Consider the following 24,643-nt stretch of genomic DNA (forward strand, 5'->3'; position numbering starts at 1 on the left):
AGAGGTTTTCATATGAATAAGAGATGCTGAAAATAATTCAGCTGTTTGTTTATAAATTAAAGAACGGCCTTTATTCTTGAAATGGCTTCTTTCAATTCTTTTTCCGATGCTGCGTAGGATATACGGATACAATTTGGATTTCCAAACGCTTCGCCTGTAACTGTGGCAACATTGGCGTGTTCCAACAAGTAAAGGGAAAAATCGGATGCATTGTTGATGGTGACGCCGTTCAGTGTTTTACCAAAGAACGCCGAGATATCGGGGAACACATAAAATGCACCCTCTGGTACGTTGAGGTTAAATCCTTCTATTTCTCCCAAAAGATCAAGGACTAGATCTCTTCTTTCATGAAACTTATCGATCATGAACTTGATCTTGCTCACAGGAGCCTCCAGTGCAGTGATAACGGCACGTTGTGCAATGGCATTGGCGCCACTGGTAACCTGGCCCTGTAATTTGGTACATCCTTTGGCAATCCATTCAGGGGCACCTATGTAACCGATTCGCCATCCCGTCATGGCGAAAGCCTTTGATACTCCGTTTATGGTGATAGTTCTATCATACATGCCATCAATACCAGCTATACTAACATGTCCGCCTGCAAAATTGATGTGCTCGTAAATTTCATCCGACACCACATAAATATCGGGGTGTTTTTTAAGTACTTCAGCCAAACCTTCCAATTCTTCCTTGCTGTACACAGAACCACTGGGGTTACAAGGAGAACTGAACCAAAGCATTTTGGTTTTTGGCGTAATGGCCGCTTCCAATTGCTCGGGTGTCATTTTAAAATCTGTGTCGATTTGAGTAAGAACCTCTACGGGAACTCCTTCGGCCAATTTTACGATGTCGCTATAGCTTACCCAATAAGGTGCGGGAAGGATTACTTCGTCACCGGGATTAAGAACCACCATGGCCACATTAAAAAGTGATTGTTTCGCTCCAGTGGAAACCACGATCTGGTTTAATCCATAAGTAAGATCGTTGTCTCTTTTGAACTTGTTGGAAATGGCAGTTTTTAAGTCTGCATATCCATCAACAGGGGTATAGCTGCTATAATTTTCGTCAATGGCCTGCTTCGCGGCCTCTTTGATGAAATCAGGAATGTTGAAATCGGGTTCCCCCAAGCTCAAGCCAATAATATCCTTTCCTTCATTTCGTAATTCCCTTGCTTTGGCGGCCATGGCCAAAGTTGCTGACGTGGACATATTCTTGATCCTGTCAGATAGATGGTTGCTCATTGGTACTTCGTTTTTACTGATACTGAAGTGCTGGTTTTTTGCCCAGCTCCTTTAAGTGTTTGAAGTGCGAAATTATAGCTTTTCTGGTAGTTTTATACTCGTGATACGGTAAATTGAACTCCTGAGCAGTCTGTTTCACAATTTTGGAAATATTTGTGTAATGAATGTGACTGATGTTAGGGAAAATATGGTGTTCTACCTGATGGTTCAATCCGCCCGTAAACCAGTTTACAATTCGGTTTTTAGTACCGAAATTCACTGTAGTAAACAATTGGTGGATAGCCCAGGTGTTTTTCATGTTCCCTTCTTCATCAGGCAAGGGTGTTTCGGCATGGTCCACAATATGTGCCAATTGGAATACCACACTTAGGATTACCCCGGCCACATAGTGCATAATAAAGAAACCAAGAAGCACTTGCCACCAAGCAATATCAACAAAAATTAAGGGTAGTACGATCCAAATGGTCAAGTAGATGGCTTTGGTTATCACCAATGTACTCCAATTGATAACGGGGTTCGGTAGTTTTCCGTAGCTCAATTTTCTTTTCATGTAACGGTACATCTGCTGGAAATCCGTTGTAATGGCCCAGTTAAAAGTCAATAGTCCGTATAGAAAAATAGAGTAGTAATGTTGGAACTTATGGTGTTTTCTCCATTCAGCATGCTTGGAGAATCTTAAGATTCTTCCAGCCTCCATATCTTCATCGTGTTCGTGTATGTTCGTATAGGTATGGTGAAGTACATTGTGCTGAACTTGCCAGTTGTAAACATTTCCAGCCAAGATATAGATGCTGCTTCCCATAATCTTGTTCACCCATTTTTTGTTGGAGTATGCGCCATGGTTTCCATCGTGCATCACGTTCATTCCCACTCCGGCCATTCCTACGCCCATGGTAATGGAAAGTAGCAAGTAGCCCCAAAAAGGCAAATTAAGGGTTAACATTAAAAAGTAGGGGGTCAAAAAAATGGCAAACATCACAATGGTTTTCAAGTGAAGTTTCCAGTTCCCGGTCTTCTTAAGGTTGTTTTCTTTAAAGTATTCATTTACTCTCTTGTTCAGTGTTCTGAAAAATTGTGCGGAATCTCTTCTTGAAAACCGGACGGTATTCTTATTCATAAAAAAAGTTTTTACAAAGATAACTAAAATGCTTCTTCAGAGTTAACAAGGTTTTGTTAGAACGGTGTTAAGGTCGTCAAAAGTATTAGTTTTGTAAAAATAATGTTTGTAACATGAAAGCCGAACTTATCTATAAATATTTTACGACGCTCAACGAAGAACAAAAGGCCCAATTTGAAAAATTGGAAGCGTTGTACAAAGACTGGAACCAAAAAATCAATGTGGTTTCCAGAAAGGATATCGATGAGTTGTATCTGCGGCATGTTCTTCATTCTCTGGGTATTGCACAAATACAGGTGTTCAATGAAGGTGCTGAAATCTTAGATGTGGGAACGGGCGGAGGTTTTCCGGGCATACCATTGGCCATCTTGTTTCCAAACGTAAAATTTACCCTTGTAGATGCAATTGGAAAAAAAGTAAAAGTGGTAAATGAGGTGGTCGAAGGTTTGGGACTACAAAATGTGGAGACCCATCACTCCCGTGTTGAAGACATCCCTGGTCAGTTCGATTTTATTATTAGTCGTGCGGTCGCTGCAATGCCCACATTTGTACATTGGACGAAGGGAAAAATCAAAAAAGAATCTGCACATCAGCGTAAAAACGGCATACTCTACCTTAAAGGCGGGGACCTTACGGAAGAACTGAAAGGTTACGAAACCGTTCAGGTATTTGATTTAAACGAGTATTTTGAGGAGGATTTCTTCGAGACTAAAAAAGTAGTGTATTTACCCCAGAAGTATAAGGGCTAGATTATATGCTGTACATACGCTTGTAAACCAATCTACACTTTCTGGCGTAGTCCTTGGCAAATTTCCATAATTGCTGATATTTTTTAATCATCAATCTCCACCATGCATTGATTCGTGCTGTCATAACTAATGGATTTTAACATAACAAATATAATTAGATTACGTTTAGTTTACAATTAGTTAACGTTAAATTTACATATAAATTATAGGTCAGCGTGTCTTATTGGTTGTTTTGTGTTTAAATAACCTGTTGGTATTGTTGTGTTTATGGTTTATTTATATAGATTGTCCATGTCCGCTTCGGCAATATCTGCGAACAGTTGTCCCATTTTGGCGCAGACCAGATTAAAAAATACTTCACCCTTTTCCTTGGTAGCTTTACTAGGGTCACCAACCCCTGTGTCTTCCGTTATTTTGGACCAAGGTCGCTCGGTCCAAGCCCACCCCTCGGAAAAAGCTTTGATTTTGTTTTTAAATTCTTTACCCTCGCCCCAATCCTGTGTGGGCAATACCAATTCGGGGGTCAAATGCAGAATTAGACTGGTTTCCATCTCACCGGCATGGTCACCTGGAAAATCAAAAACACCAGATTCACTACCTAAAGTAAACCAGTTGGTAACGCAGAGAAACATTTCAGGGAAAAGTAATCCAAGTTCTCTAACTATGGCCTTCCAGTTGTTCCCTCCATGACTGTTCAGGATCATAAACTTTTTGATGCCTTGACGGTCCAATACGGTAATCAGGTCCTTTAATATGGCAAATTGGGTGCTCGGATTCAGGTTCATATCCAGATATATGTCTGATTGACCCGTGTTCACTCCAAAGGGAATGGTTGGCAGTACTACAACTTTGCCCCCTTGTTCCCAGGCGATTCTGGCCGATTCCTCTGCAATGGATGTTCCCTCGATAACATCGGTAGCATAGGGTAAATGGTAATTGTGGGCCTCGGTAGCGCCCCAGGGCAAAATGGCCAGGTCAAATGATTCATCCTTCAAGTGTTTCCAATTGGTCTCAGCTAAAATGTAGGGTCTGGGCATGTTAAAAAAGTTAGGATTAATAAAAAAAGCCGTCATTATTCGATGACGGCTTTTAAATTAAGTGATTTTGGGTTTATCCCAAAAATGGATATCTATAATCTTCAGGTGTTACAAAAGTTTCCTTGATCAATCTTGGCGATACCCAACGCAATAGGTTTTGCATGGAGCCTGCCTTGTCGTTGGTCCCGGAAGCTCTTGCCCCACCAAAAGGCTGTTGCCCTACAACGGCTCCTGTTGGCTTGTCGTTGATGTAGAAGTTACCAGCGGAATTTTGCAATGCTTTAGTTGCTTCATCGATAGCGTAGCGATCTCCCGAAAGCACAGCTCCTGTAAGCCCGTATTCGGATGTTCCATCCACTAACTTTAAGGTTTCGCTCCAATCTTTGTCCTCGTACACATAAACGGTAACCACAGGGCCAAAGAGTTCGGTGTACATGGTCTCATACTGTGGATTAGTGGTCAAAATCACAGTTGGTTCTATAAAATACCCTTTGGATTTATCGTAATTACCTCCGGCGATCACTTCAGCGTCATCATCTGACTTTGCCTGGTCAATATACTTGGCCAACTTGTCAAAAGCGCCTTCATGAATCACAGCCGTGATAAAATTGCTCATATCCTCAGGTGAACCTGGCTTATTGAAAGAGGCAATGTCCTTTTTCACCAATTCCAAAATTTCATCAGCTGTTGATTTCGGTAGGTACACCCTGGATGCTGCACTACATTTTTGGCCTTGGAACTCAAAAGCACCTCGACTGATCGCAGTGGCCACTTGTTGAGGTTTAGCGGTCGGGTGCGCAATGATAAAGTCCTTGCCCCCTGTTTCACCTACAATTCGCGGATATGTTTTGTAGTTATGGATATTGTTTCCGATTTGTTTCCAAAGGTTCTTAAATACATTGGTGGAACCCGTAAAGTGTATACCGGAGAAATCGGGGCTCGCCAATACGGTGTCCGAAATCATAACAGGATCTCCATAAACCACATTGATAACACCATCGGGAAGACCAGCTTCCTTAAATACGTCCACGATTACTTTTGCTGAATAGACTTGGCTATCACTTGGTTTCCATACCACCACGTTGCCCATCATAGCGGCACTGGCAGGAAGGTTTCCTGCAATGGCGGTAAAGTTGAATGGGGTGATGGCGTATACAAAACCTTCTAGCGGACGATATTCCACGCGGTTCCATACTCCTTCGGAGGATTCCGGCTGCTCGCCATAAATCTGGGACATATACTCGACGTTGAAACGCAGAAAGTCCACAATTTCACAGGCTGAATCAATCTCTGCCTGATAAATATTTTTGGATTGGGCAATCATGGTGGCCGCGTTCATTTTTGCACGGTAAGGTCCAGCGATGAGTTCAGCAGCTTTCAAGAAAATGGCTGCGCGTTGCTCCCAAGTTAAATTGGCCCAGGCGTCTCTTGCTTCCAAACAATTGGAAATGGCTTTTTCAACATGTTTTTTCTCCGCCAAATGATAGTGTCCAACAATATGCTTGTGGTCATGTGGGGGGGACATGGGCTTGGTGTTGCCGGTTTTTATCTCTTCGCTTCCGATATAAAGTGGTACATCCACCTTATCGCTATAAAACGCTTTGTATTGTTTTAGTACTTCTTCTCGTTCTGGAGAACCCGGAGCATAGCTCAAAACAGGCTCGTTGTATGCGGTCGGAACTTGAAAAAATCCTTTTCCCATAGAAATATTTTTAAAGATTAACAATTCTATCAAAGGTAATGAAACCAATAAGGAATATAAAATGATGTGGCTTAGTTTATGGCGAAGGGTGCCATAAACTTGAATGTTGGAATTTCCACCTTAAATTCTTCTGCATTGGTGAAGTTGACCATATCATAATGTCCGCGCATGGCGCCTACGGGCGAAGCCAACAAGCAACCCGAACTGTAGGTGTGGGATTTGCCGGGCTTTATCACAGGTTTGCGGCCAATTACGCCTTCTCCGTCAACGGTTTCCATCTCTTTGAGGGCGTCGAACACATCCCAGTGCCTTGCGGTAAGTTGTACGGTATCCTTGCTTTGGTTCTCTATGGTTATAGTGTAGCCAAACGCATAGTGGACTTTGTAGTTTTTAAAGAAAGTACCTTCAAAAGAGGTGCTCACCGATACTTTAATTCCTTTTGTTACCTGTGTAAACATATCCATTAATAGGTAAAGACACTTCCCGTAAACGTTACTATGATCGTGAGAAACGCCAGGATCATAAAAATAGTGTTCAGAAAGATGTATTTAACAATTGTTTTAAATCTTCCCTGTCCATAAAATTTTCGCATCGCCTTATAAAGGTAGAAGCCAAATATGAGCAAGAAAATCCCCGCGCTGCTCGTGTCGAATATTGCATCCACCGTTAAGCTAAGGATGAGCAATATAAATAAGAGTGACTGATTGTGAAAGCTAAAAATAAGATGATCGGTGTAGGTATGGTTATTTCTGATGTAAACCAGTGAAATGAACAGCGTGAACACCGGCAAAAAGAAAAATATAACGAAGGGAAGCTTGGATATGGTGTCGTTAAGCCATGTGCCCGGTTGGCTCATTACCTTCCAAATACTGTTGGAGAAATTGAAAGCCATTTTATTGGTCGTGGTCCCTGCAATATTATACTTGGCTTGCGCTTGTTCAAAGTTGTAAAGGGTATCTTTTTTAATGTACATCCCAAAAAATTCAGCTTTTTTTGAAAATGCACCCATGCCCGATTCCTTTTCAATACTCTTATAATACGCCACGGGGTCGGCATTCATAAAAGAATCCTTTTGTTTTGTCTTTTCATTTGCACCCTCCATCAATACGCCCAAGGAATCCAGGTATTTTAATTGTGATGACATTTCGGAGTCATCATTTTTAACGGAATCGAACTTTTGGAAGCCTGCCAAAATATCGGGATTCTCCTTTTTTAACGAATCCCATTTTTTCATGGCGTTTTTAGATTGTTTTTCCAGCGCTACACTGTCCACTTCCAAATCTCCAGAGCCTAAGTCAAAGCTTATGGGGCCGTTGTATATGGTGCCGTTGAAATTTTTGGCGGCTTCATCCAAATTGGAAAAACGGTTGTTGTACGTGAACATCAAAAAGTATAAAAAGGCCAAACTCAATAAAAACCGAAACGGGTTGGTATAGGTTATTCTTTTTCCGTTCACATAATCCTCCGTAATTCTACCGGGCCTTAATAAAAGGGCGTATAGTGTTTTTAGAAGCTTGGAGTCGTAATTGATGAGGCTGGAGAAAAACTCATCAAAAAAATCTTTCAGTGTAAGTTTTTTTGTGCTGTTGGCTTGAGAGCAGTTTGGGCAATACTTGTCGCTAATATCCAAGGGGTGGCCGCAGTTTAGGCATTTTACCCCTCTAAACTTGAGTTCGTAGCGACCTTTGGTGATCAAACCATCTTTTTTCCCCATACCTTTTTAAGGATTTGGGTCTAAAGATAATTAATTACTGATATTTCTGGAGTTAACAGACCCTATACCTATAATACTGTCGTACATGTCCCCGAAATCCCTGTAATAGACCAAAATCAAATAGTTGTTTTCTGTAAAGTGGAAGTTTCCGCTCACAAGATTGGGCTCGATGGTTCCATCCTCTTTTTGTACAACATATTTGTAATTGTAGAAACCTTGTTTCATTATAAGGGTCGTTTCGAACTTTCCGGTTTCTTCATTAAAGGTCATTTTGTTTTCTTCTTCCAATGCATAGTTGTTGAACTTGCCAATAACATACACATTGTCCAGGCCGATCATATTGGAATATGGAAGGCTGAAATGTACTTTGGAATACTCTGCCTCTCTGGATACATCTTCTCCTTGGAGGGTCCTTACCACAAAATCCCCATTGATGTCCGGGAAATAAGTGTACTCCTTGTCGTACCTATATTCACTGCTGAATAAGTAGTGGTGGTACACATCTCTCATTGCTATGTTTGATATGGCAAACGTAGGTGAGCGAAGGTCTTTGGTGTCAAAGTTCAGGTATTCGTTTCCTCCAAAAAAACTGGTTTCTTCATTGTATTTGTACACGAGTTCCCTTCCAATGGTGAATTGAGGTTTGATGTTGTAAAGCGCTGAGGGCCATTGATGATTTTGGATAATGGCCACTTTAACTTCTTTTTTTGGGTTGACCACATTGAAACCGGCCGTATTGATATTGAACTGTACAACCTGTTTGGTGTTTATAAAATTGAAGTCACGAGATCTTTTTACGGTGCCGGCAACGGAAACTGCATCCCTGAATACAACAAACCTTCTGGAGAATTGAAGGTCACCATAGCTATTGTAAATTTCCAGGATGTAGTTGCCCGTAACTTTTAGTTTAACATTTTCGTTCGGAATTGTTAATCTATAATTGGAGTAGGGCTGCAGGGTGGTATAGCTGTTTTCGTAATCTATTATTCTCTGGTTGTCCGATCCCGATAGGTATTGGGATTTTAATAGTTGGGAAGGGGTCCAGTCATAATCGCAATGTATAATTTTGTAGTAGTAATCCTGTTCGTTGGCAGTTAGGTCATCAAACTCCAAGGTCATTGATTCCCCAAGTTGTACTACGGGAAATTGGTCTTCGGTTGGACCTTTAAAAACCACTGTTTTTATATTATTGGGAGGATTTACTTCTTCCAAAACCTGTCCAAAAGATGAGGTGGCAACGAAACTTAATAAGAGCAGAATGTAGGTAAAGCGCTTCAATAGTATCAATTTGAGGTAAAGGTAAACAAAAAGTATGCCTATTGAATTAAGCTCGCCATAATCCCAATTTTATGGTTAATTATTATGAAAACAATCCTTTTAGTGCTATTTTTGCGTCCGATTTTGATAACAAAAGGTCTACAATAATATGTCTAAAGACATCCGGATTAGAAAGGGGTTGAACATCAACCTCGTCGGGGCTGCAGAGCAGACTATTTCCAAAGCCGTTACCAGTAACGTGTATGCCCTGAACCTAGATGATTTCCATGGAATCACTCCAAAAATGTTGATAAAACAAGGGGAAGAGGTAAAAGCGGGCGAAGCTCTCTTTTACAATAAGAACAATGAGGCTATGCACTTTGTTTCTCCCGTGAGTGGTGAACTTGTCGAAATTGTTAGGGGAGCAAGAAGAAAAATTTTAACGTTGAAGATTCTTGCCGATAAAGAACAAGATTACGCAATAAATAAGGTGCCGGATTTGGATTCGGCGGATGGAGAAGCCATTAAATCCTACCTCTTGCAGTGTGGTGGATGGCCTTTCATCAAGCAAAGACCTTATGACGTGATCGCTGACCCAAATGCAACCCCAAAAGCTATTTTTATTTCGGGCTACGCAACAGCACCTTTGGCAGCAGACCCTGACTTTGTTTTAAAGGATAAGGAACAGGAGATTCAAGCAGCTGTAATCGCGCTTGGTAAAATGACACCCGGTAAAATCCATGTGACAATCGAGAAATCGAGTATGTCTCCGCTTAGGGACCTTAAGGGGGTTGAGCTTCACAGGATATCTGGTCCGCATCCAGCCGGTTTGGTTGGAACCCAGATCAACAAGATCGATCCTGTAAACAAAGGCGAAGTGGTATGGACCTTGTCCCCGCAAGACCTTGTAATGTTGGGTGAGCTGTTGTTGACAGGGAAGTTCAATGCGGAAAGAATTGTTGCATTGGCCGGTTCGGTGATAAAGGAGCCAAAGTATTACAAAACCAAAATAGGTGCCGAAATCTCTACTTTTTTGTATGCAAGTGGCGTAAAAGAGGATAGGTTCAGGTTGATCAATGGGGATGTGCTTACTGGTACCAAGACCAACACTGAAGGACATCTTGGTTTTTATAACAACACGGTTACTGCCATTCCAGAGGGCGACGATTATGAGTTCTTTGGGTGGAACAAACCTGTATTCGATAAAATCTCAACAACCAGGGCATTGACATTTTCTTGGTTGCAGCCTAAAAAGAAATACGACCTCGATACCAACACTAATGGTGAACACAGAGCTTTTGTGGTAACGGGTCAATACGAAGAAGTTTTTCCAATGGATATTTACCCGCTTCAATTGTTGAAGGCATGTATGGTGAAAGATTTGGATGAAATGGAGCAATTGGGGCTTTATGAAGTGGCTCCCGAGGATTTCTCATTGACAGAATTCATATGCATATCAAAACAACCACACCAACAAATAATCAGGGAAGGATTGGATTTGTTGCAAAAAGAACTTGGATAATATGGGCATGAAAGAAAAATTACATCAGTTAAAACTTAAGTATCAGGGCAAAAAAATGGCTCCGGCCTTCAATGCGCTGCATACTTTTCTTTATACACCTAATGAAACAACGCACTCAGGTGCGCATGTGAGGGGTGCAGATGATCTTAAGCGTACCATGAACACGGTGATTTTGGCTTTGGTGCCATGTTTGTTGTTCGGTATGTTCAATGCGGGTTATCAGCATTATTCGGCAATCAATGGATTTCCAGAAAATTTTTCCCTTATCAATGACTTCTTGACTTGGGATAACTTTTTGGTGGGGATCACAACGGTACTGCCATTGGTCATCGTTTCCTATGGAATTGGATTGGGTATCGAATTCTTGTTCGCCGTGATCAAAGGCCATGAGGTCGAAGAGGGATATTTGGTGACGGGAATGTTGGTTCCCTTGATCATCCCTGTAGATACGCCACTTTGGATGTTGGCGATAGCTGTAGCCTTTGGTGTTGTAATCGGTAAAGAAGTTTTTGGTGGTACAGGAATGAATATATTAAATCCAGCACTGACGATCCGTGCATTCTTGTTCTTTGCTTACCCTACTTGGATGAGTGGAGATAAGGTATGGGTGCATGAAGCAGTGGAAAGAGCTGGAACTGCAGATGCCATTTCTGGTGAAACGGTGCTTGGTTCACTGGCTCAGGGTTCAGATTACAGTTATTCACTGGCCGATATGTTCTTTGGGTTTATTCCAGGCTCAGTTGGTGAAACATCTACCTTGTTAATTATATTGGGAGGACTTTTCTTGATTTTCTCAAAAATAGCCTCTTGGAGAATTATGGTGAGCGCCGTTATTGGTGCATTGGCCATGGGACTCATATTTAATGGTATAATAGATGCTGGTTGGTTGCCGGAATACAGTAAGTTCTATGCGTTAATGAGTTTCCCTTACTGGCAGCACTTGTTGGTGGGAGGTTTGGCCTTCGGTATTGTATTTATGGCCACTGACCCTGTAACAGGTTCTCAGACCAATAAAGGTAAATGGTACTACGGTTTCTTTATCGGATTCCTTTCGGTAATGATCAGGGTGTTCAACCCGGGGTATCCAGAAGGTGTTTTCTTGGCAATCTTGCTAATGAACGTATTTGCACCTACCATTGACCACTACGTAGTGAGAGGTAACATCAAAAAGAGATTGAAACGATTTAAGACAGCAACCATTTATCCAAAATCTTCGGATGAGGTTGAATTAAAAACGGAAACAGCTTAATTATGGCAGTCAATACAGAAAAAAATAGCTACACAGTACTCTTTGCAGTCCTAATGGTTATTGTTGTAGGATCGTTATTGGCATTTGTTGCATCTGGCCTTAAGCCAATGATCGATGAGAATGAACGCTTTGAAAAGCAACAGAACATTCTTTATGCCATGGGAGTAAACGAAAATGAAGGAGATGGTGATGTTTCCTTTGTTCCCACTACCGAGGTAGAGGATGAATTCTCTCAATATATAACGCAACAGTTGGTTTTGGAAGGCAGTGAGGCCGTTGAGAAGGACAATGCTTACTTGATCAATGTGGAAAAGGCATTGGCCAAGGCCAAAAGTGGTGAAAAAGCAGAGCTTCCATTGTTGATCGGGGAAAAGGACGGTGAAAAATTCTACATCATTCCAATGTACGGTAAAGGTCTTTGGGATGCTATTTGGGGATATATGTCCGTAGGCGAGAACATGGAGATTAAAGGAGTTTATTTTGATCACCGTGGAGAAACTCCCGGTCTGGGAGCCAACATCAAGCAACGTTTTTTTATGGATGACTTTAAAGGAGAATCCATTATGGACGATAATTCTTATGTAGGAGTAGAGGTGGCAAAAGGAAACAATGATCCTTTGAACAACGATAAAGAAGATAATCAAGTAGATGCTTTGGCAGGAGCTACAATTACCGGTAACGGTGTTACCGCAATGATTAAAGAAAGCCTGAAACTCTACAAACCTTATTTACAAACTATTAGATCCAATTAATATGGCGCTACTATCAAAAAAAGATGCAAATCTGATAAAAGACCCGTTAGCGGACAACAACCCTATTACCATTCAGGTATTGGGTATTTGTTCGGCCTTGGCGATTACTGCAGAGCTTAAAGCCTCTGTGGTTATGGCAATATCCGTATTGTTCGTGTTGGGTGTGGGTAACGTAGTAATATCGCTCATACGTAATATCATACCCGCTAAAATCCGAATTATTGTACAGTTGGTCGTAGTTGCCTCTTTGGTGATTATTGTGGACCAAGTATTGAAGGCCTTTGCTTATGAATTAAGTAAAACGCTATCGGTATTCGTTGGGTTGATCATTACAAACTGTATCATCATGGGACGATTCGAAGCTTTTGCCTTGGGTAATGGTCCTTGGAAATCTTTCTTGGATGGTATAGGTAATGCATTGGGATATGGAGTAATCCTTGTAATTGTAGGTTTCTTTAGGGAACTATTGGGTTCAGGTACTCTTTTCGGAATGAAAGTATTGGGAGACCCTGTAAGCAAAACGGGATTGTACTCCATCGGATATGAGAACAATGGCTTTATGATTATTCCTCCAGCAGCATTGATCGTTGTGGGAATCATCATTTGGGTACAACGCTCCAGAAACAGAGCATTAATTGAAGAAGCATAAACTAAGGAAGCATGTTAGAGCATTTAGAACTATTTTTTAGATCAATCTTCGTAGACAATATGGTGTTTGCGGTCTTTTTGGGAATGTGTTCCTATTTGGCCGTATCCAAAAAAGTTTCTACCGCTGTAGGTTTGGGAGCTGCCGTAATATTCGTTTTGGGTGTTACCGTGCCGTTGAACTGGTTATTGGATAAATATTTATTACAAGATGGAGCTTTGGTTTGGTTAGGTCCGGAGTATGCGGATTACGATCTTAGCTTCCTATCCTTTATTCTATTTATTGCCACCATTGCAACAATGGTACAATTGGTAGAAATCGTAGTTGAAAAATTTTCCCCATCCCTATACAACTCATTGGGTATTTTCTTGCCTTTGATTGCGGTAAACTGTGCAATCCTTGGTGGTTCGCTATTTATGCAGACAAGGGAAATCCCAAACATTGGGCTGGCCTTAAATTATGGGATTAGCTCTGGTATAGGATGGTTCTTGGCCATTTTGGCCATAGCTGCCATTAGGGAGAAAATTAGATATTCCAATGTTCCCGCACCATTGCGTGGTTTGGGAATTACTTTTATAATCACAGGTTTAATGGGAATCGGGTTCCAAAGTTTTGGTGGTATGCTCACAGGAGACAACGAACCACCAGAGGATACTCAGAACACTACCGTTGAAAACCAGGAAGAAAAAGAAATCAAAAAAGAGATTGAGGATAAGGAAAAGGCAATCTCTTATAACGAAGCCATAAACAAATAGAAGAAGATGATATTAGCCGCAAGTACCGGAGGTACTATCTTAATTACTGTAGTTGCATTTCTTGTTTTGTTGTTAGTGTTGGTGGCATTATTGCTGTTCACTAAAGAAAAACTGTCCCCATCAGGACCTGTAACCATCACCATTAATGGTGAAAAGGAATTGGAAGTTGGTTCTGGAGGATCTTTGTTGTCAACGTTAGGTAATCAAAAAATATTCTTGCCATCCGCTTGTGGTGGTGGTGGAACCTGTATCCAATGTGAATGCCACGTACTATCCGGAGGAGGAGAGGCATTGCCTACGGAAACTCCCCACTTTTCAAAAAAGGAACTGCAAGAAGGGGCACGCTTGGCCTGTCAGGTTAAGGTAAAACAGGATATGGAAATCACCATTCCAGAAGAGGTATTTGGTATCAAAAAATGGGATGCCAAAGTGGTGCGTAATTACAACGTTGCCTCTTTTATTAAAGAGTTTGTGGTGGAAATCCCTGAAGAGATGAACTACAAGGCAGGTGGATATATCCAAATTGAGATTCCACCTTGCGAGGTAAAATATTCCGATATTGATATTACCGCTCACCCAGAAGAGCACGAAACTCCGGACAAGTTCCAAGCGGAGTGGGATAAATTCAACTTGTGGCCATTGGTCATGAAAAACCCTGAAACTGTTGAAAGAGCCTATTCTATGGCCTCTTACCCAGCTGAAGGAAGAGAGATTATGTTGAACGTTCGTATTGCGACCCCACCATGGGATCGTTCCAAAAATGGATGGATGGACGTAAATCCAGGTATTGCCTCTTCATATATCTTTAGTTTAAAAGAAGGAGACCCGGTAACTATTTCTGGACCATTCGGTGAATTCTTTATCAACGAGTCCGATGCAGAAATGCTTTACGTAGGTGGTGGTGCCGGAATGGCCCCGATGCGTTCCCACTTGTACCACTTGTTCAAAACATTGAAGACCGATAGAAAAGTTACTTATTGGTACGGTGGACGTTCCAAGAGAGAGCTCTTCTATATTGACCACTTTAAACAATTGGAGAAGGAATTCCCTAACTTTAAGTTCTACATGGCACTTTCCGAGCCATTGGAAGAGGACAATTGGAAGGTGAAGAAAGATATCAATGATGAAGAGGGCGATGGTTTTGTTGGTTTTATTCACAATTGTGTGATAGATAACTATTTGGACCATCACGAAACGCCAGAGGATATTGAACTCTATTTTTGTGGTCCACCATTGATGAACAAAGCTGTTCAAAAAATGGGAGAAGACTTTGGTATTCCAGATGAGAATATCAGGTTTGATGACTTTGGAGGATAAAAGCCAAAAATAAAAATCACCTCGAGCAGTGTCGAGAGGTATCAATAAAACCAAACCGATGCTTCTGCATCGGTTTTTTTGTTACTTATGCGAAGAGAACTAACAGAACAGGAACTGCACAACTTGGCCATGAATATTGTGGGTCGAGAGCTGGAGGCCGATGGTTTTGAGTTCATGGCCATCAACAGTAAGCTCAAAAAAAACCCACAGTATGTATGTCTCAAGGAAAAAGTGCTCCACTTTATTGTGGTGCGGAATGTGGAATTTCCCCTAAATCCTAGAGAGTACGATGAAGAATTAATGCGAACTGTAAAGAATCATGCCGAGAAATTTGAGGCTCGCACCTATTTTGCGGGAGTCGGTCTTTCCAATGCGGCGGATAGAACAGAGCCATTGTACCTGGATGAAGAATACGTAGTGGATTATCAAGGTTTAATAGAAATATAAATGAATAACAAAGCATTATTGTTGGGATTGGTGGTATTGTTTTTGCACTGTGCTCCGAAAGAACAGGTTAAAAACCAAACATGGGGCAATGCCCTGGGCACCACATATTCCATTATTTACATTGCCGATGAGGAGTTGGACTATCAAAAGGAAATAGACTCCGTTTTTCAAGTACTCAACCAGTCCATGTCCACTTATATTCCCTCTTCCGATATCTCCAAGATCAACGAGGGGGATTCTACCGTTGTGGTGGATGATATGTTCAAAGAGGTATTTGATGTTTCAAGTGAAGTTCATAAAGCATCTAAGGGTTATTTTGACCCCACCATTGGTGTTTTGGCCAATGCATGGGGATTTGGACCAGGAGAACAAATCGAACTCGATAGCCTTCGTGTAGATAGTTTGTTGCATTATGTGGGTTGGGAAAAGGTACATCTTAATGATGATCATACGATATCCAAAACATACCCATCCATCAGATTTGATTTTAATGCCGTAGCCAAAGGTTATGCCATAGACCGATTGGGGGCCATGTTGGACGCAAAGGGGATTAAAAACTACTTGGTGGAAGTGGGGGGTGAAGTACTGGCCAAAGGCACCAATCTGGATTCTGGAAAGCAATGGACCGTTGGAATTGACGATCCTCAAGTGGAAACAGGTCGCCATCTCAAACAAATTGTAACCTTGAAGGATATGGCCATGGCCTCATCAGGAAACTATAGAAAATTTAGGGTAGATCCAGAAACAGGAGAGAGGTATGTGCATACCATCAACCCTAAAACTGGGTACACCAAAAATTCCAATGTTTTGGCAACAAGCGTAGTAGCAAAAACTTGTGCCTTAGCTGATGCTTTTGCCACTACTTTTATGGCGATGGATTTGGAGGATTCCAAACAAGTGCTTCAGGACCATAATGAGCTGGAAGCCTATATTATTTATTTGGATGAAAACGGGACGACCCAAGAATTTTTCACGCCAGGTTTTGAAGCTTTGATCAAAAACTGATCATTTCTTTACAAAGGGGATGATTTCACCTTGGGCCAAGCGATATTTTTCAACCATTTCCTTTGGAAGTATATTGGTGTAATCTACTTCTTCAACCATAAAGCCAACGCTGCGAAGCTTGTCAAAATAATCCCTGCCATAGATGCGGACATGGTCGTACTGACCAAAAATACGGGAGCGTTCCTTCCTGTCGGTAATGGAGTCGTCCTCAAATGTTTTCTCCCTTTTCAAATCCTGTGGAATTTGAAATATGCCCCATCCACCTGGTTTCATTACTCGGTAAAGTTCTTGCATGGCCTTGGTGTCGTTGGGGATATGTTCCAAAACATGGTTGCATAAAATCACGTCAAAAGTATTGTCCTGAAAAGGTAGCTTACAAATATCCGCTTTTACATCCGCCAAGGGCGAATTGAGGTCGGTGGTGGTGTATTCCAAATTGTCCAACTTTTTAAAACGATTGTAAAAGGCTTGTTCCGGAGCAAAGTGGAGCAATTTTAAAGGCTGTTTGAAGAACCCGGTTTCATTCTTTAAATACAGCCACAACAGCCGATGCCGTTCCAGCGATAGGGTAGAGGGGGAGAGTACGTTCTCTCTTGGATTTTCATAACCATAGGGTAAAAAGGACCTGAAGGATTTTCCATCTATCGGGTCCGTAAACTTATTTCCTTTTAGGGAAAAGGCAATCAATGGTCGAACCCAATAGCTTAATTTAATAAGCAAGGGCCTTGGAATTAGATTTAGAAAAAACTTAAAGAGTTTTGACACGGATTAAACGAATATTTACCAATTGATCTACAATATTACTCTTTTATAGGATAAACTATCCTCGCCAAAATTTATGCTTAATCCTAACTTCATCTTTGATGCGGCCAAGTAGTTCAATGTTTGTTTCACATGAGCGCTACTGATTTTTTCAACTGCCTTAAGTTCTAGGATAATTTTGTCATCCACTAAATAATCAGCATAATAATGATGCTTTAATTTCTTTCCTTTGTAGATGATATCGAATTTGACTTCTTTTTTAAATGGAACGCCATTTGATTTTAGTTCAATTTCTGGAGCATCGCTATACACTACTTCGCTGAATCCTTTACCACGTTCATTATGGATATCCATGCATAAACCGATAACAAAGTAGGACTCATTTTTATAAATGATTTGGGACATTTATCTGAGTAATTGGTGAAATTTGTGTCAATATAAAAATTACTGATCACTAAAGCACCAACTTCTTGCTGCGGAACTCATCTTCTTCGTTGCTTTTGATTCCCAAAGCCTCATAAATATATTGGAAAGTAGATAAGAGTTCGGGTTTTCCGTCCACAAGTGCCACATCGTGCTCAAAGTGAGCGCTTGGCTTGCCATCGGCAGTGAGTATGGTCCAGCCATCCCTTAGCTGTTTTATTCGTTTGGTGCCCATATTGATCATGGGCTCAATGGCTACCACCATACCGTTGACAAACTTTTTGCCACGGCCTCTTTTCCCATAATTGGGCATTTGAGGGTCTTCATGCAGTTCCCTTCCCAAACCGTGGCCCACCAATTCACGTACCACGCCATATCCATGGTCTTCCGTGTATTTTTGAATGGCATAGCCGACATCACCCACACGATTGCCCAATTTGAACTCTCGAATACCTATATAAAGCGATTCTTTGGTCACCTTAAGCAATTTTTTGGTTTCTTCTGCCACTTCACCAACTTCAAATGTGTAAGCATGGTCACCGTGAAATCCATTTTTAATGGCCCCGCAATCGACTGAAACAATATCACCCTCCTTTAAAGGTTCGTTACCAGGTATACCGTGCACTACTTGTGCGTTCGGACTCCAGTTTAAAGTATTTGGAAAGTCGTACATGCCCAAAAAGCCAGGTACTGCTCCTTGTTCCCGAATAAATTCCTCGGCCATCTTATCCAACTTTAATGGATTGGCCCCAGGCTTGATTTCTTTGGCCAACATGCCCAAAGTTTTGGATACAACCAAAGCGCTTTCACGCATCAACTCAATTTCCTCAGCTGTCTTTACTTTAATCATAGCTGCAAAGATAAATTGATTCTATGGATTTAAGCACATTTGGCTTAAACCAATGGTTTTTGCGTCATAAGATCAGGTTGTGGAACGCCCAATAATTTAAGAATGGTAGGTGCAATATCACCTAAAACGCCACTTTTTACCTCTTTGATATCATTGTCCACCAAAATAAGTGGAACGGGGTTGGTGGTATGCGCTGTGTTAGGGCTGCCATCGGGGTTTATCATGGTGTCGCAGTTGCCATGGTCTGCAATTACAATCGTGGAATATCCATTTTCCAATCCAGCGGTGATGACATCTTTTGCACATTCATCGACGGTTTCACAAGCTTTGATTGCGGCTTCCATCACACCGGTATGCCCTACCATATCTGGGTTTGCAAAATTGAGGCATACAAAGTCGGCATCTCCTTTTTTCAATTCGGGAATAATGGCATCCCGGATATCGTATGCGCTCATCTCGGGCTGAAGATCATAGGTGGCCACTTTCGGCGATGGGCAAAGAATGCGTTGTTCCCCTTCAAAAGGTTCTTCTCGACCTCCATTAAAGAAAAAGGTAACATGCGGATATTTTTCGGTTTCCGCGATTCGTATTTGTTTTTTACCGTTTTTGGCAAGGGTCTCGCCCAAGGTATCTTTTATATTTTCTTTGTTGAATATGATTTTGATACCCTTAAAGGATTCATCATAATTGGTCATGGTAACATAGTACAGATCCAGTTTGTGCATATTTTGCTCATGAAAATCCTGTTGGCTCAGAGCTTGTGTCAATTCACGGCCGCGGTCGGTCCTGAAATTGAAAAATATAATTACGTCGCCATCCTTGACCTTGGCAACGGGCTCGTTATTTGAATCGGTCAACACCAATGGTTTGATGAACTCGTCGGTAACGCCGTCATCATAACTTTTTTGCATCGCTTCGCCGATATTTTGAGTTGCTTCACCTTCGGCGTTCACGATAACATCGTATGCCATTTTAACACGCTCCCAACGCTTGTCACGATCCATGGCGTAGTATCTGCCGATCACAGTGGCCAATTGGGTCTTTTTGTCCGCACAGTAGTTGTCCAGATCTACCAAAAAGCCTTTTCCACTTTTAGGGTCCACATCACGACCATCGGTAAATGCGTGCACAAAGGAATTTTCTACACCACTTTCGTCAGCGGCTTTTATCAATGCCTTGAGGTGATCAATGTGACTGTGCACCCCTCCATCGCTGACCAATCCCAAAAAGTGGACAGGTTTGTTGTTGGCTTTGGCGTATTCAAATGCCTCTTGGAGTACTTTCTCGTTCTTTAAGGTGTCTTCTTTTACGGCTTTATTGATTTTAGCAAGGTCTTGGTAGACAATTCTACCAGCGCCAAGGTTCATATGGCCTACCTCACTGTTTCCCATTTGCCCTTCAGGCAGACCAACGTTCATTCCATCGGTGTGCAAATCCGCATCGGGATATTTGGTGTAAAGTGAATCAATAAATGGGGTATTGGCTTTTTCAATTGCCGAAACATTTGGATCTGGAGATTTTCCCCAGCCATCCAAAATCATAAGAATAACCTTTTTGCTCATAACGAAATATTGTACTACAAAAATAAAGTGATCTGGTTGGATGCCCTAGTTTTTTGTTAAAATTCTAATTATGAAGTTGTTAATAATTTTAAGCTAAAATTGAATACTTGTTAAAATTTAGTTATTTAACTGTTAATAATGTAACACCGACTGTTTTAAGAAGTCTATTTTTATAACAAGTAATTTCATTAATCAAAAACAATCATCATGAAAAAAACAATCTTCACAGTGGCCGCTGTATCCATGTTGGCCCTAAGCGGTATTTCTGCAAACGAGCTGAAAACCATTGAAACAGAAGCAACCATTGAAATGGTTTCACCGGATGACCTTAGCGCTTTTTGTAAAGCAGTAATGCAGGGCGATGTGGATACCGTAAAAAAATTCATTGAACTTGGAGAGGATGTCAACCAAAAATCCCTTGGTAAGGCACCTATCCATTATGCCGCACGATATAACAAGGCCGAGGTCTTGAAAGTACTTATCGATAATGGTGCAGACCTTAAAAAACGTTGTGATGGCGGTATGACGGCGATGAAATATGCAGAACTTTCCCATGCCAAAGATGCAATGGCGGTGCTAAAAGCAGCTATGAAAAAATAGAAAAGGAGTTTATTCGTCTAACGAAAAAGGCCCATCCGAAAGGATGGGCCTTTTTGCTCATTTACATATTTAGTGTCCTTGCAAAAGAGTGTGTCTCGTGGCTTAGAACTCAAAGCCCGTAAAAGCTCTGTATAAAAATCCATACACGGCCATAAAAAACATAACCGCACAAAATATGGAATACCCTTTTAAAAAGAGCACTACAAAGCTAGGTTTGCAATCGTCGAATGCCTCTAGATAGAGATTTTTAAAATGTAATAGTGTTCCCATATGTTCTCTCTTTTTACCGCATAAAAAGATTAAGGGAACAAGTAGGATTCGGGGTTAGTCCAAAGGTACAGAAATTAAGTCAACTGCCTTGTTTAATCGATAAACAGTCAATTCTATCGACCTGAATATTGTTGTATCGCTTCTTTGATTTTATCTATTCTGTTCTCGGGGTCGGGGTGTGTACTCTGAAACTCAGGAACGCTGTTGGGCCCCGCAGCAGCCTTTAGGATTTCCATCACCGCTATCATTTCGTAGGGGTCGTACCCGGATTGAATCATAAACAAAACTCCTAATTCATCACTTTCCAATTCGTCGCCCCTGCCATTTTTAAGCAGTGTGTTCTGACCTATTCCAGCGACTAAATTTCCCATATCTACTCCTACGGAAGCACCCGTTGCGAGGGTTTGCCAAAAATTACTCTCTGCAATCCGTTCTGCGGAGTGTCTGCCGATTACATGGCCTATTTCGTGGCCCAAAACCCCGGCCAGTTGTGGTTCGTTCAGTTGGGAGAAGAGGGCATAGGTTATAAAAATTTGACCTCCGGGCAGCGCAAATGCATTGATGGTGCTGTCATCGGCCAATAAATGAAATTCATATGGATAAGGGGTTTCCCGAGCTATACTTTTTTGCACCAATTTATTGCCCACGGCATCTACCAATGCCTGCATGCGTTCGTCGGGATACAGACCACCATGTTGTTGTGCCATTTCTGGTGCGCTTTGCAACCCAATGGCAATTTCTTGCTCGGCGGTCATGTTGATGTTTTGGGTCCTGCCGGTATATGGATTTTCCTCTTGGTTACTGCACCTACGAACAAAAGCGAAGGCAACGATGGCCAAACCTATAAGGATACGTATTCTCCAACTTCCTCGTCTCATGGGTTAGTGTTCTGTATAGTTGAAGATACAAAAAAACGCTATAGCAGTACTGGGTTGATATCCAAAATATTGTCCTGCAAGTAGGTCTTTACAAAGCCATTGGTAAAGTGTTCAATCCCTAAAAACTGTTCCTTTTGCAGAAGCTTTAGCATATTGAGTTTTCGGTACGCGGTCAGCATGGGGATGGAAATTGGCGCATAGCTATAGTGCCATGGTTCGTATTTAAAGCCCCTTCGTCTGGAGTTGTCGGTATACACTAAATAAAACCCATATTTCTCGGAATTTTCATCCAACCAAAGTTTTAATCCTTCGAAAGGGCCACCAGCTTCAAATTTTTCGGCCTCAAGAACATCTCCAGAGACTTTTGGGTTTGCATCGATAATATCAATGTCGGTGCCCCAATGATGTCTGCTTGTTCCAGGTATCGTGGAATATTCAATGATTTTGTCTATGGCCTCCAAAGGGGTCAGTCCTTCATCTTCCGTGAAACTTAGGTATTTGCGCTCCCAAATGCGTTCCTGATGATAAAAATCACGGAAACTGGATATCAGCTTTATATCAAAACCATCCGAATAGGCCGCTTTTTTCATGGCCAAGAAGGATTCGTATGCTTCTTCCCTTAGATTGATGCCTTCCCCAAAAAGTTCGATATCAGCTTTGCCCATAAGTTCGGCTGTTGAATAATCAAGATCGTAAAGGTTGGGGAAAATAGGGGGGATGGTACAGGCCAGGCCCGACACAGAAGCAGTTTTGATAAAAGTCCTTCTTTTCATGAAACAAATTTTTGTCCCAAGTTAAGAAGTATTTTTAATTCTTGAATTTGAAAATTGAGGGAAGAACTCCGCCGAATGCTATCGGTCCAAGAACAGGAAACCGGAATATTCCAGCTCCAGGTCGTCCATGGTAACTAGGTAAAAGTAGACGCCTTCGTGTAGTCCAGCACTTTGGTTTGTAATAAGGGTTCCGGTATTGGCAATCCCCTTGAACTCGTTGGTGTAATTGATCTGTTCAAACACCTTTTGTCCATATCGGTTAAAAACACGGACACTGTTATTGGGCGATTCCTCCAAACCGTCAATAATCCAAAAATCGTTGGTTCCATCGCCATTCGGACTCAAAAAATAATTGCCCAAAGTGGGATTGTTCACGGCAAAAGTATCACTTGGCAGCGGGATGGTACCAAAGGTAATGGCAGCATAATCGCTAGGTAAAAAAGTTTCTGAAGTAATAAAACCTTGGGTGAGATCCCCACTTTGTGCCGAATTGCCAATAATCACCCATTCGTTTGCTGCTTTGCTCCATCCGACCACAATAACGGATTCGGGTGTGGCATTGGGTATGGCGGCCAGGGCACTACGTGGGTTCCAAGATATGGTGACTTGGGCGGGAACATCGCTCTGAATAATCCAAAACTCGCGATCTGATACCGTGCCTATCTCTTGTTCTTTCTCGTCCGTATCAAAGCCTTCCAAGATGGAGGATGGGTTGGAAGGGTCCTCAAAAAAATAGGCACAGATGGCCAAAGGGGTAGTGCTTTGCGAAAGCAATGTCAAAGGCCTTAATTGTTGTTGGTCCCCTACGGGAAATGAAAATACATCCCGGTCGTTCACCGCAGCAAAACCCGTGATCTTGGAGGTATTGCTTTCGCCGGTGAAAAAGCCTTGGCCCATAAAGTTGAGGTATACTGCTTGGTTGTTTGATGGGGTCAAAAAATCACCATCGATAAAATTTACGTTGTTTCGAACGAGTACAGGATTTTGTAAAAATACATTGCTACTGTTCATAATTTCCGTATCCCATAAGGTTGGTGAGAAACTTCCGGAAACGATTATGACACCGTTACCGTAAAATCCGACCAATCCCGAGGTCTGTTCAAAACTGGCATTGTTGATAAAGTCGGTGTGCAGCCCCAGGTTGGCATTGTTGTGCATTTGCAGGTTACCGTTGTTGAACAGCCCGGTTTGGCCCACAGCAAAGCTGACCGACAATAAAAACGCTATGTGGAGGAGGGGTTTCATTAATTTAAAATGCGGTTACAGTGTAATACCAATCGGATGGTGCAGCTGATCCACTTGAGTTATATACTTGGACGTCAAAATAGTTAGCAGTTTGATCAATAACTTGAATAGTTCTAAAATTAGAAGGTCCTGGTGTTCCGGGGTTTAATATTGTAAGTTGGACAATATAATCTGCAGGTAAGGGAGTCGAAGTCAAGGTGACTCTATACTGACCTGAACCAATTGTTGATATACTCGATCCTACAGTATTTTGACTTCCACTAAGACCAAACCTTCCCATGGCAATAACAGGGTTCGTAACAGCAACTTCAAAATCTTGGCCAGATGGGGTCACTGTCATTCCGTTACCGGCTGAAACCGTCTGGTTTTCATTTGTGGGGTCTGAATCCCCGTCACGGATATCCACAAGTGCGTTCGTGCCTCCGGATATGGCGACCTCCACTGTTTGGTTCGGTGTTCCCGCGCCTCCAATGCTGAGGTTCTGACTGTCGGTATTGTCAGGCACATCGATTGTAAAGTTTGGATAGGCCCCTCCTATTGTAACATTTCCGTTTCCTCCATCTGCAAGGGAAACAGTTTGGTCGGGTGCTGTATTTGTGACCTGGAAGTCCTGTCCAGTTTGGGACACTGATATTCCCGTGCTCGCAGAAACCGTCTGGTTTTCATTTGTGGGGTCTGAATCCCCGTCACGGATATCCACAAGTGCGTTCGTGCCTCCGGATATGGCGACCTCCACTGTTTGGTTCGGTGTTCCCGCGCCTCCAATGCTG

The 24,643-nt window shown here is 41.9% G+C and carries 27 protein-coding genes; 10 read left to right on the forward strand and 17 right to left on the reverse strand.

All coding sequences use genetic code 11. The annotated features are described in order from the left end of the window. Positions 1–56 precede the first annotated feature (56 nt). Both J0X13_RS13635 and J0X13_RS13640 read right to left on the reverse strand, forming a co-directional pair. On the reverse strand, positions 57–1,241 hold the full coding sequence (locus tag J0X13_RS13635; RefSeq protein WP_207071938.1) for a pyridoxal phosphate-dependent aminotransferase: 1,185 nt from the start codon (positions 1,239–1,241) through the stop codon (positions 57–59). 13 nt (positions 1,242–1,254) lie between these two features. After that, the gene (locus J0X13_RS13640; RefSeq protein ID WP_207071939.1) at positions 1,255–2,358 is read right to left on the reverse strand and encodes a fatty acid desaturase family protein; all 1,104 of its coding nucleotides are present in this window, start codon (positions 2,356–2,358) and stop codon (positions 1,255–1,257) included. 113 nt (positions 2,359–2,471) lie between these two features. Here J0X13_RS13640 and rsmG point away from each other — a divergent pair, with 113 nt between their 5' ends. Beyond that, positions 2,472–3,107 carry a 16S rRNA (guanine(527)-N(7))-methyltransferase RsmG gene (gene rsmG, locus J0X13_RS13645; RefSeq protein ID WP_207071940.1) on the forward strand — a complete coding sequence of 212 codons (636 nt, stop codon included), beginning with the start codon at positions 2,472–2,474 and terminating at the stop codon, positions 3,105–3,107. A 1-nt stretch (position 3,108) separates the two neighbouring features. On the opposite strand, the gene J0X13_RS15670 is transcribed toward rsmG, so the two are convergent. The 6 genes from J0X13_RS15670 to J0X13_RS13670 all read right to left on the reverse strand — a co-directional run bounded on the left by J0X13_RS15670 (position 3,109) and on the right by J0X13_RS13670 (position 8,838). Continuing rightward, positions 3,109–3,231, reverse strand: a complete 123-nt coding sequence (locus tag J0X13_RS15670; protein ID WP_262896931.1) for a hypothetical protein — start codon at positions 3,229–3,231, stop codon at positions 3,109–3,111. A 148-nt stretch (positions 3,232–3,379) separates the two neighbouring features. After that, positions 3,380–4,144, reverse strand: coding sequence for a creatininase family protein (locus tag J0X13_RS13650; RefSeq protein ID WP_207071941.1), 765 nt, complete (start codon positions 4,142–4,144; stop codon positions 3,380–3,382). A 73-nt stretch (positions 4,145–4,217) separates the two neighbouring features. Further along, positions 4,218–5,846 (reverse strand): L-glutamate gamma-semialdehyde dehydrogenase, encoded by a 1,629-nt coding sequence (gene pruA / locus J0X13_RS13655; protein WP_207071942.1) that lies wholly within the window; start codon positions 5,844–5,846, stop codon positions 4,218–4,220. 71 nt (positions 5,847–5,917) lie between these two features. Further along, on the reverse strand, positions 5,918–6,304 hold the full coding sequence (apaG, locus tag J0X13_RS13660; protein WP_207071943.1) for a Co2+/Mg2+ efflux facilitator ApaG/CorD: 387 nt from the start codon (positions 6,302–6,304) through the stop codon (positions 5,918–5,920). Between the two features lie 5 nt (positions 6,305–6,309). Then, complete coding sequence (locus tag J0X13_RS13665) at positions 6,310–7,560, reverse strand: DUF3667 domain-containing protein (protein WP_207071944.1); 1,251 nt, start codon at positions 7,558–7,560, stop codon at positions 6,310–6,312. Positions 7,561–7,590: 30 nt separating this feature from the next. Beyond that, positions 7,591–8,838: a type IX secretion system plug protein gene (locus J0X13_RS13670; protein ID WP_207071945.1), complete on the reverse strand. Its 1,248-nt coding sequence runs from the start codon at positions 8,836–8,838 to the stop codon at positions 7,591–7,593. Between the two features lie 148 nt (positions 8,839–8,986). Here J0X13_RS13670 and J0X13_RS13675 point away from each other — a divergent pair, with 148 nt between their 5' ends. The 8 genes from J0X13_RS13675 to J0X13_RS13710 all read left to right on the forward strand — a co-directional run bounded on the left by J0X13_RS13675 (position 8,987) and on the right by J0X13_RS13710 (position 16,510). Further along, positions 8,987–10,339, forward strand: coding sequence for a Na(+)-translocating NADH-quinone reductase subunit A (locus J0X13_RS13675; RefSeq protein WP_207071946.1), 1,353 nt, complete (start codon positions 8,987–8,989; stop codon positions 10,337–10,339). Between the two features lies 1 nt (position 10,340). Further along, a complete protein-coding gene (locus tag J0X13_RS13680; RefSeq protein ID WP_207071947.1) occupies positions 10,341–11,588 on the forward strand; it encodes an NADH:ubiquinone reductase (Na(+)-transporting) subunit B in 1,248 nt (415 codons plus the stop codon). 2 nt (positions 11,589–11,590) lie between these two features. Continuing rightward, positions 11,591–12,340, forward strand: a complete 750-nt coding sequence (locus tag J0X13_RS13685; RefSeq protein WP_207071948.1) for a Na(+)-translocating NADH-quinone reductase subunit C — start codon at positions 11,591–11,593, stop codon at positions 12,338–12,340. A gap of 1 nt (position 12,341) precedes the next feature. Beyond that, positions 12,342–12,989 (forward strand): NADH:ubiquinone reductase (Na(+)-transporting) subunit D, encoded by a 648-nt coding sequence (locus J0X13_RS13690; RefSeq protein ID WP_207029829.1) that lies wholly within the window; start codon positions 12,342–12,344, stop codon positions 12,987–12,989. Between the two features lie 11 nt (positions 12,990–13,000). Beyond that, positions 13,001–13,741 (forward strand): NADH:ubiquinone reductase (Na(+)-transporting) subunit E, encoded by a 741-nt coding sequence (nqrE, locus tag J0X13_RS13695; RefSeq protein ID WP_207029828.1) that lies wholly within the window; start codon positions 13,001–13,003, stop codon positions 13,739–13,741. 6 nt (positions 13,742–13,747) lie between these two features. Then, on the forward strand, positions 13,748–15,058 hold the full coding sequence (gene nqrF, locus J0X13_RS13700) for an NADH:ubiquinone reductase (Na(+)-transporting) subunit F (protein ID WP_207071949.1): 1,311 nt from the start codon (positions 13,748–13,750) through the stop codon (positions 15,056–15,058). An 87-nt stretch (positions 15,059–15,145) separates the two neighbouring features. Further along, a complete protein-coding gene (locus J0X13_RS13705) occupies positions 15,146–15,505 on the forward strand; it encodes a DUF8840 domain-containing protein (protein WP_207071950.1) in 360 nt (119 codons plus the stop codon). After that, entirely contained in the window at positions 15,506–16,510 is a 1,005-nt protein-coding gene (locus tag J0X13_RS13710; RefSeq protein WP_207071951.1) for an FAD:protein FMN transferase, read from the forward strand. On the opposite strand, the gene J0X13_RS13715 is transcribed toward J0X13_RS13710, so the two are convergent. From J0X13_RS13715 to gpmI, 4 genes are read right to left on the reverse strand one after another with little or no spacing between them, the layout of a single operon-like run. Then, the gene (locus tag J0X13_RS13715) at positions 16,511–17,275 is read right to left on the reverse strand and encodes a class I SAM-dependent methyltransferase (protein WP_207071952.1); all 765 of its coding nucleotides are present in this window, start codon (positions 17,273–17,275) and stop codon (positions 16,511–16,513) included. It abuts the gene before it with no gap. Between the two features lie 27 nt (positions 17,276–17,302). Continuing rightward, a complete protein-coding gene (locus tag J0X13_RS13720) occupies positions 17,303–17,677 on the reverse strand; it encodes a GxxExxY protein (protein WP_207071953.1) in 375 nt (124 codons plus the stop codon). A 49-nt stretch (positions 17,678–17,726) separates the two neighbouring features. After that, positions 17,727–18,545: a type I methionyl aminopeptidase gene (gene map, locus J0X13_RS13725; RefSeq protein ID WP_207071954.1), complete on the reverse strand. Its 819-nt coding sequence runs from the start codon at positions 18,543–18,545 to the stop codon at positions 17,727–17,729. A gap of 44 nt (positions 18,546–18,589) precedes the next feature. Beyond that, a complete protein-coding gene (gene gpmI / locus J0X13_RS13730; RefSeq protein WP_207071955.1) occupies positions 18,590–20,107 on the reverse strand; it encodes a 2,3-bisphosphoglycerate-independent phosphoglycerate mutase in 1,518 nt (505 codons plus the stop codon). 207 nt (positions 20,108–20,314) lie between these two features. On the opposite strand from gpmI, the gene J0X13_RS13735 reads away from it, so the two are divergent. Then, positions 20,315–20,707, forward strand: a complete 393-nt coding sequence (locus J0X13_RS13735; RefSeq protein ID WP_207071956.1) for an ankyrin repeat domain-containing protein — start codon at positions 20,315–20,317, stop codon at positions 20,705–20,707. Between the two features lie 102 nt (positions 20,708–20,809). On the opposite strand, the gene J0X13_RS13740 is transcribed toward J0X13_RS13735, so the two are convergent. From J0X13_RS13740 to J0X13_RS13760, 5 genes are all read right to left on the reverse strand, one after another. After that, the gene (locus J0X13_RS13740) at positions 20,810–20,977 is read right to left on the reverse strand and encodes a DUF6747 family protein (RefSeq protein WP_207071957.1); all 168 of its coding nucleotides are present in this window, start codon (positions 20,975–20,977) and stop codon (positions 20,810–20,812) included. Between the two features lie 113 nt (positions 20,978–21,090). Continuing rightward, positions 21,091–21,855 (reverse strand): M48 family metalloprotease, encoded by a 765-nt coding sequence (locus J0X13_RS13745; protein ID WP_207071958.1) that lies wholly within the window; start codon positions 21,853–21,855, stop codon positions 21,091–21,093. Positions 21,856–21,893: 38 nt separating this feature from the next. Further along, positions 21,894–22,628, reverse strand: coding sequence for a M15 family metallopeptidase (locus J0X13_RS13750; protein WP_207071959.1), 735 nt, complete (start codon positions 22,626–22,628; stop codon positions 21,894–21,896). A gap of 78 nt (positions 22,629–22,706) precedes the next feature. After that, the gene (locus J0X13_RS13755; RefSeq protein ID WP_207071960.1) at positions 22,707–23,873 is read right to left on the reverse strand and encodes a T9SS type B sorting domain-containing protein; all 1,167 of its coding nucleotides are present in this window, start codon (positions 23,871–23,873) and stop codon (positions 22,707–22,709) included. Positions 23,874–23,877: 4 nt separating this feature from the next. Further along, positions 23,878–24,643 (reverse strand): hypothetical protein (locus tag J0X13_RS13760; RefSeq protein ID WP_207071961.1); only part of this gene is annotated, 766 nt, incomplete at its 5' end.

The sequence above is a fragment of the [Muricauda] lutisoli (nom. illeg.) genome (assembly GCF_017313105.1).
GTDB classification, from domain to species: Bacteria; Bacteroidota; Bacteroidia; order Flavobacteriales; family Flavobacteriaceae; genus Flagellimonas; species Flagellimonas lutisoli.

Excerpts from the sequence above, each read along its gene's own strand:
- J0X13_RS13690 (WP_207029829.1), top strand. The coding sequence starts at position 12,342 with ATGGCGCTACTATCAAAAAAAGATGCAAATCTGATAAAAGACCCGTTA.
- J0X13_RS13710 (WP_207071951.1), top strand. The coding sequence starts at position 15,506 with ATGAATAACAAAGCATTATTGTTGGGATTGGTGGTATTGTTTTTGCAC.
- J0X13_RS13705 (WP_207071950.1), top strand. The coding sequence starts at position 15,146 with ATGCGAAGAGAACTAACAGAACAGGAACTGCACAACTTGGCCATGAAT.
- J0X13_RS13735 (WP_207071956.1), top strand. The coding sequence starts at position 20,315 with ATGAAAAAAACAATCTTCACAGTGGCCGCTGTATCCATGTTGGCCCTA.
- J0X13_RS13740 (WP_207071957.1), bottom strand. The coding sequence starts at position 20,977 with ATGGGAACACTATTACATTTTAAAAATCTCTATCTAGAGGCATTCGAC.
- J0X13_RS13685 (WP_207071948.1), top strand. The coding sequence starts at position 11,591 with ATGGCAGTCAATACAGAAAAAAATAGCTACACAGTACTCTTTGCAGTC.
- J0X13_RS13665 (WP_207071944.1), bottom strand. The coding sequence starts at position 7,560 with ATGGGGAAAAAAGATGGTTTGATCACCAAAGGTCGCTACGAACTCAAG.
- J0X13_RS13640 (WP_207071939.1), bottom strand. The coding sequence starts at position 2,358 with ATGAATAAGAATACCGTCCGGTTTTCAAGAAGAGATTCCGCACAATTT.
- J0X13_RS13650 (WP_207071941.1), bottom strand. The coding sequence starts at position 4,144 with ATGCCCAGACCCTACATTTTAGCTGAGACCAATTGGAAACACTTGAAG.
- J0X13_RS13720 (WP_207071953.1), bottom strand. The coding sequence starts at position 17,677 with ATGTCCCAAATCATTTATAAAAATGAGTCCTACTTTGTTATCGGTTTA.
- J0X13_RS13635 (WP_207071938.1), bottom strand. The coding sequence starts at position 1,241 with ATGAGCAACCATCTATCTGACAGGATCAAGAATATGTCCACGTCAGCA.
- J0X13_RS13755 (WP_207071960.1), bottom strand. The coding sequence starts at position 23,873 with ATGAAACCCCTCCTCCACATAGCGTTTTTATTGTCGGTCAGCTTTGCT.
- nqrF (WP_207071949.1), top strand. The coding sequence starts at position 13,748 with ATGATATTAGCCGCAAGTACCGGAGGTACTATCTTAATTACTGTAGTT.
- gpmI (WP_207071955.1), bottom strand. The coding sequence starts at position 20,107 with ATGAGCAAAAAGGTTATTCTTATGATTTTGGATGGCTGGGGAAAATCT.
- rsmG (WP_207071940.1), top strand. The coding sequence starts at position 2,472 with ATGAAAGCCGAACTTATCTATAAATATTTTACGACGCTCAACGAAGAA.
- map (WP_207071954.1), bottom strand. The coding sequence starts at position 18,545 with ATGATTAAAGTAAAGACAGCTGAGGAAATTGAGTTGATGCGTGAAAGC.
- J0X13_RS13675 (WP_207071946.1), top strand. The coding sequence starts at position 8,987 with ATGTCTAAAGACATCCGGATTAGAAAGGGGTTGAACATCAACCTCGTC.
- apaG (WP_207071943.1), bottom strand. The coding sequence starts at position 6,304 with ATGTTTACACAGGTAACAAAAGGAATTAAAGTATCGGTGAGCACCTCT.
- J0X13_RS13750 (WP_207071959.1), bottom strand. The coding sequence starts at position 22,628 with ATGAAAAGAAGGACTTTTATCAAAACTGCTTCTGTGTCGGGCCTGGCC.
- pruA (WP_207071942.1), bottom strand. The coding sequence starts at position 5,846 with ATGGGAAAAGGATTTTTTCAAGTTCCGACCGCATACAACGAGCCTGTT.
- J0X13_RS13680 (WP_207071947.1), top strand. The coding sequence starts at position 10,341 with ATGGGCATGAAAGAAAAATTACATCAGTTAAAACTTAAGTATCAGGGC.
- nqrE (WP_207029828.1), top strand. The coding sequence starts at position 13,001 with ATGTTAGAGCATTTAGAACTATTTTTTAGATCAATCTTCGTAGACAAT.
- J0X13_RS15670 (WP_262896931.1), bottom strand. The coding sequence starts at position 3,231 with ATGACAGCACGAATCAATGCATGGTGGAGATTGATGATTAAAAAATAT.
- J0X13_RS13745 (WP_207071958.1), bottom strand. The coding sequence starts at position 21,855 with ATGAGACGAGGAAGTTGGAGAATACGTATCCTTATAGGTTTGGCCATC.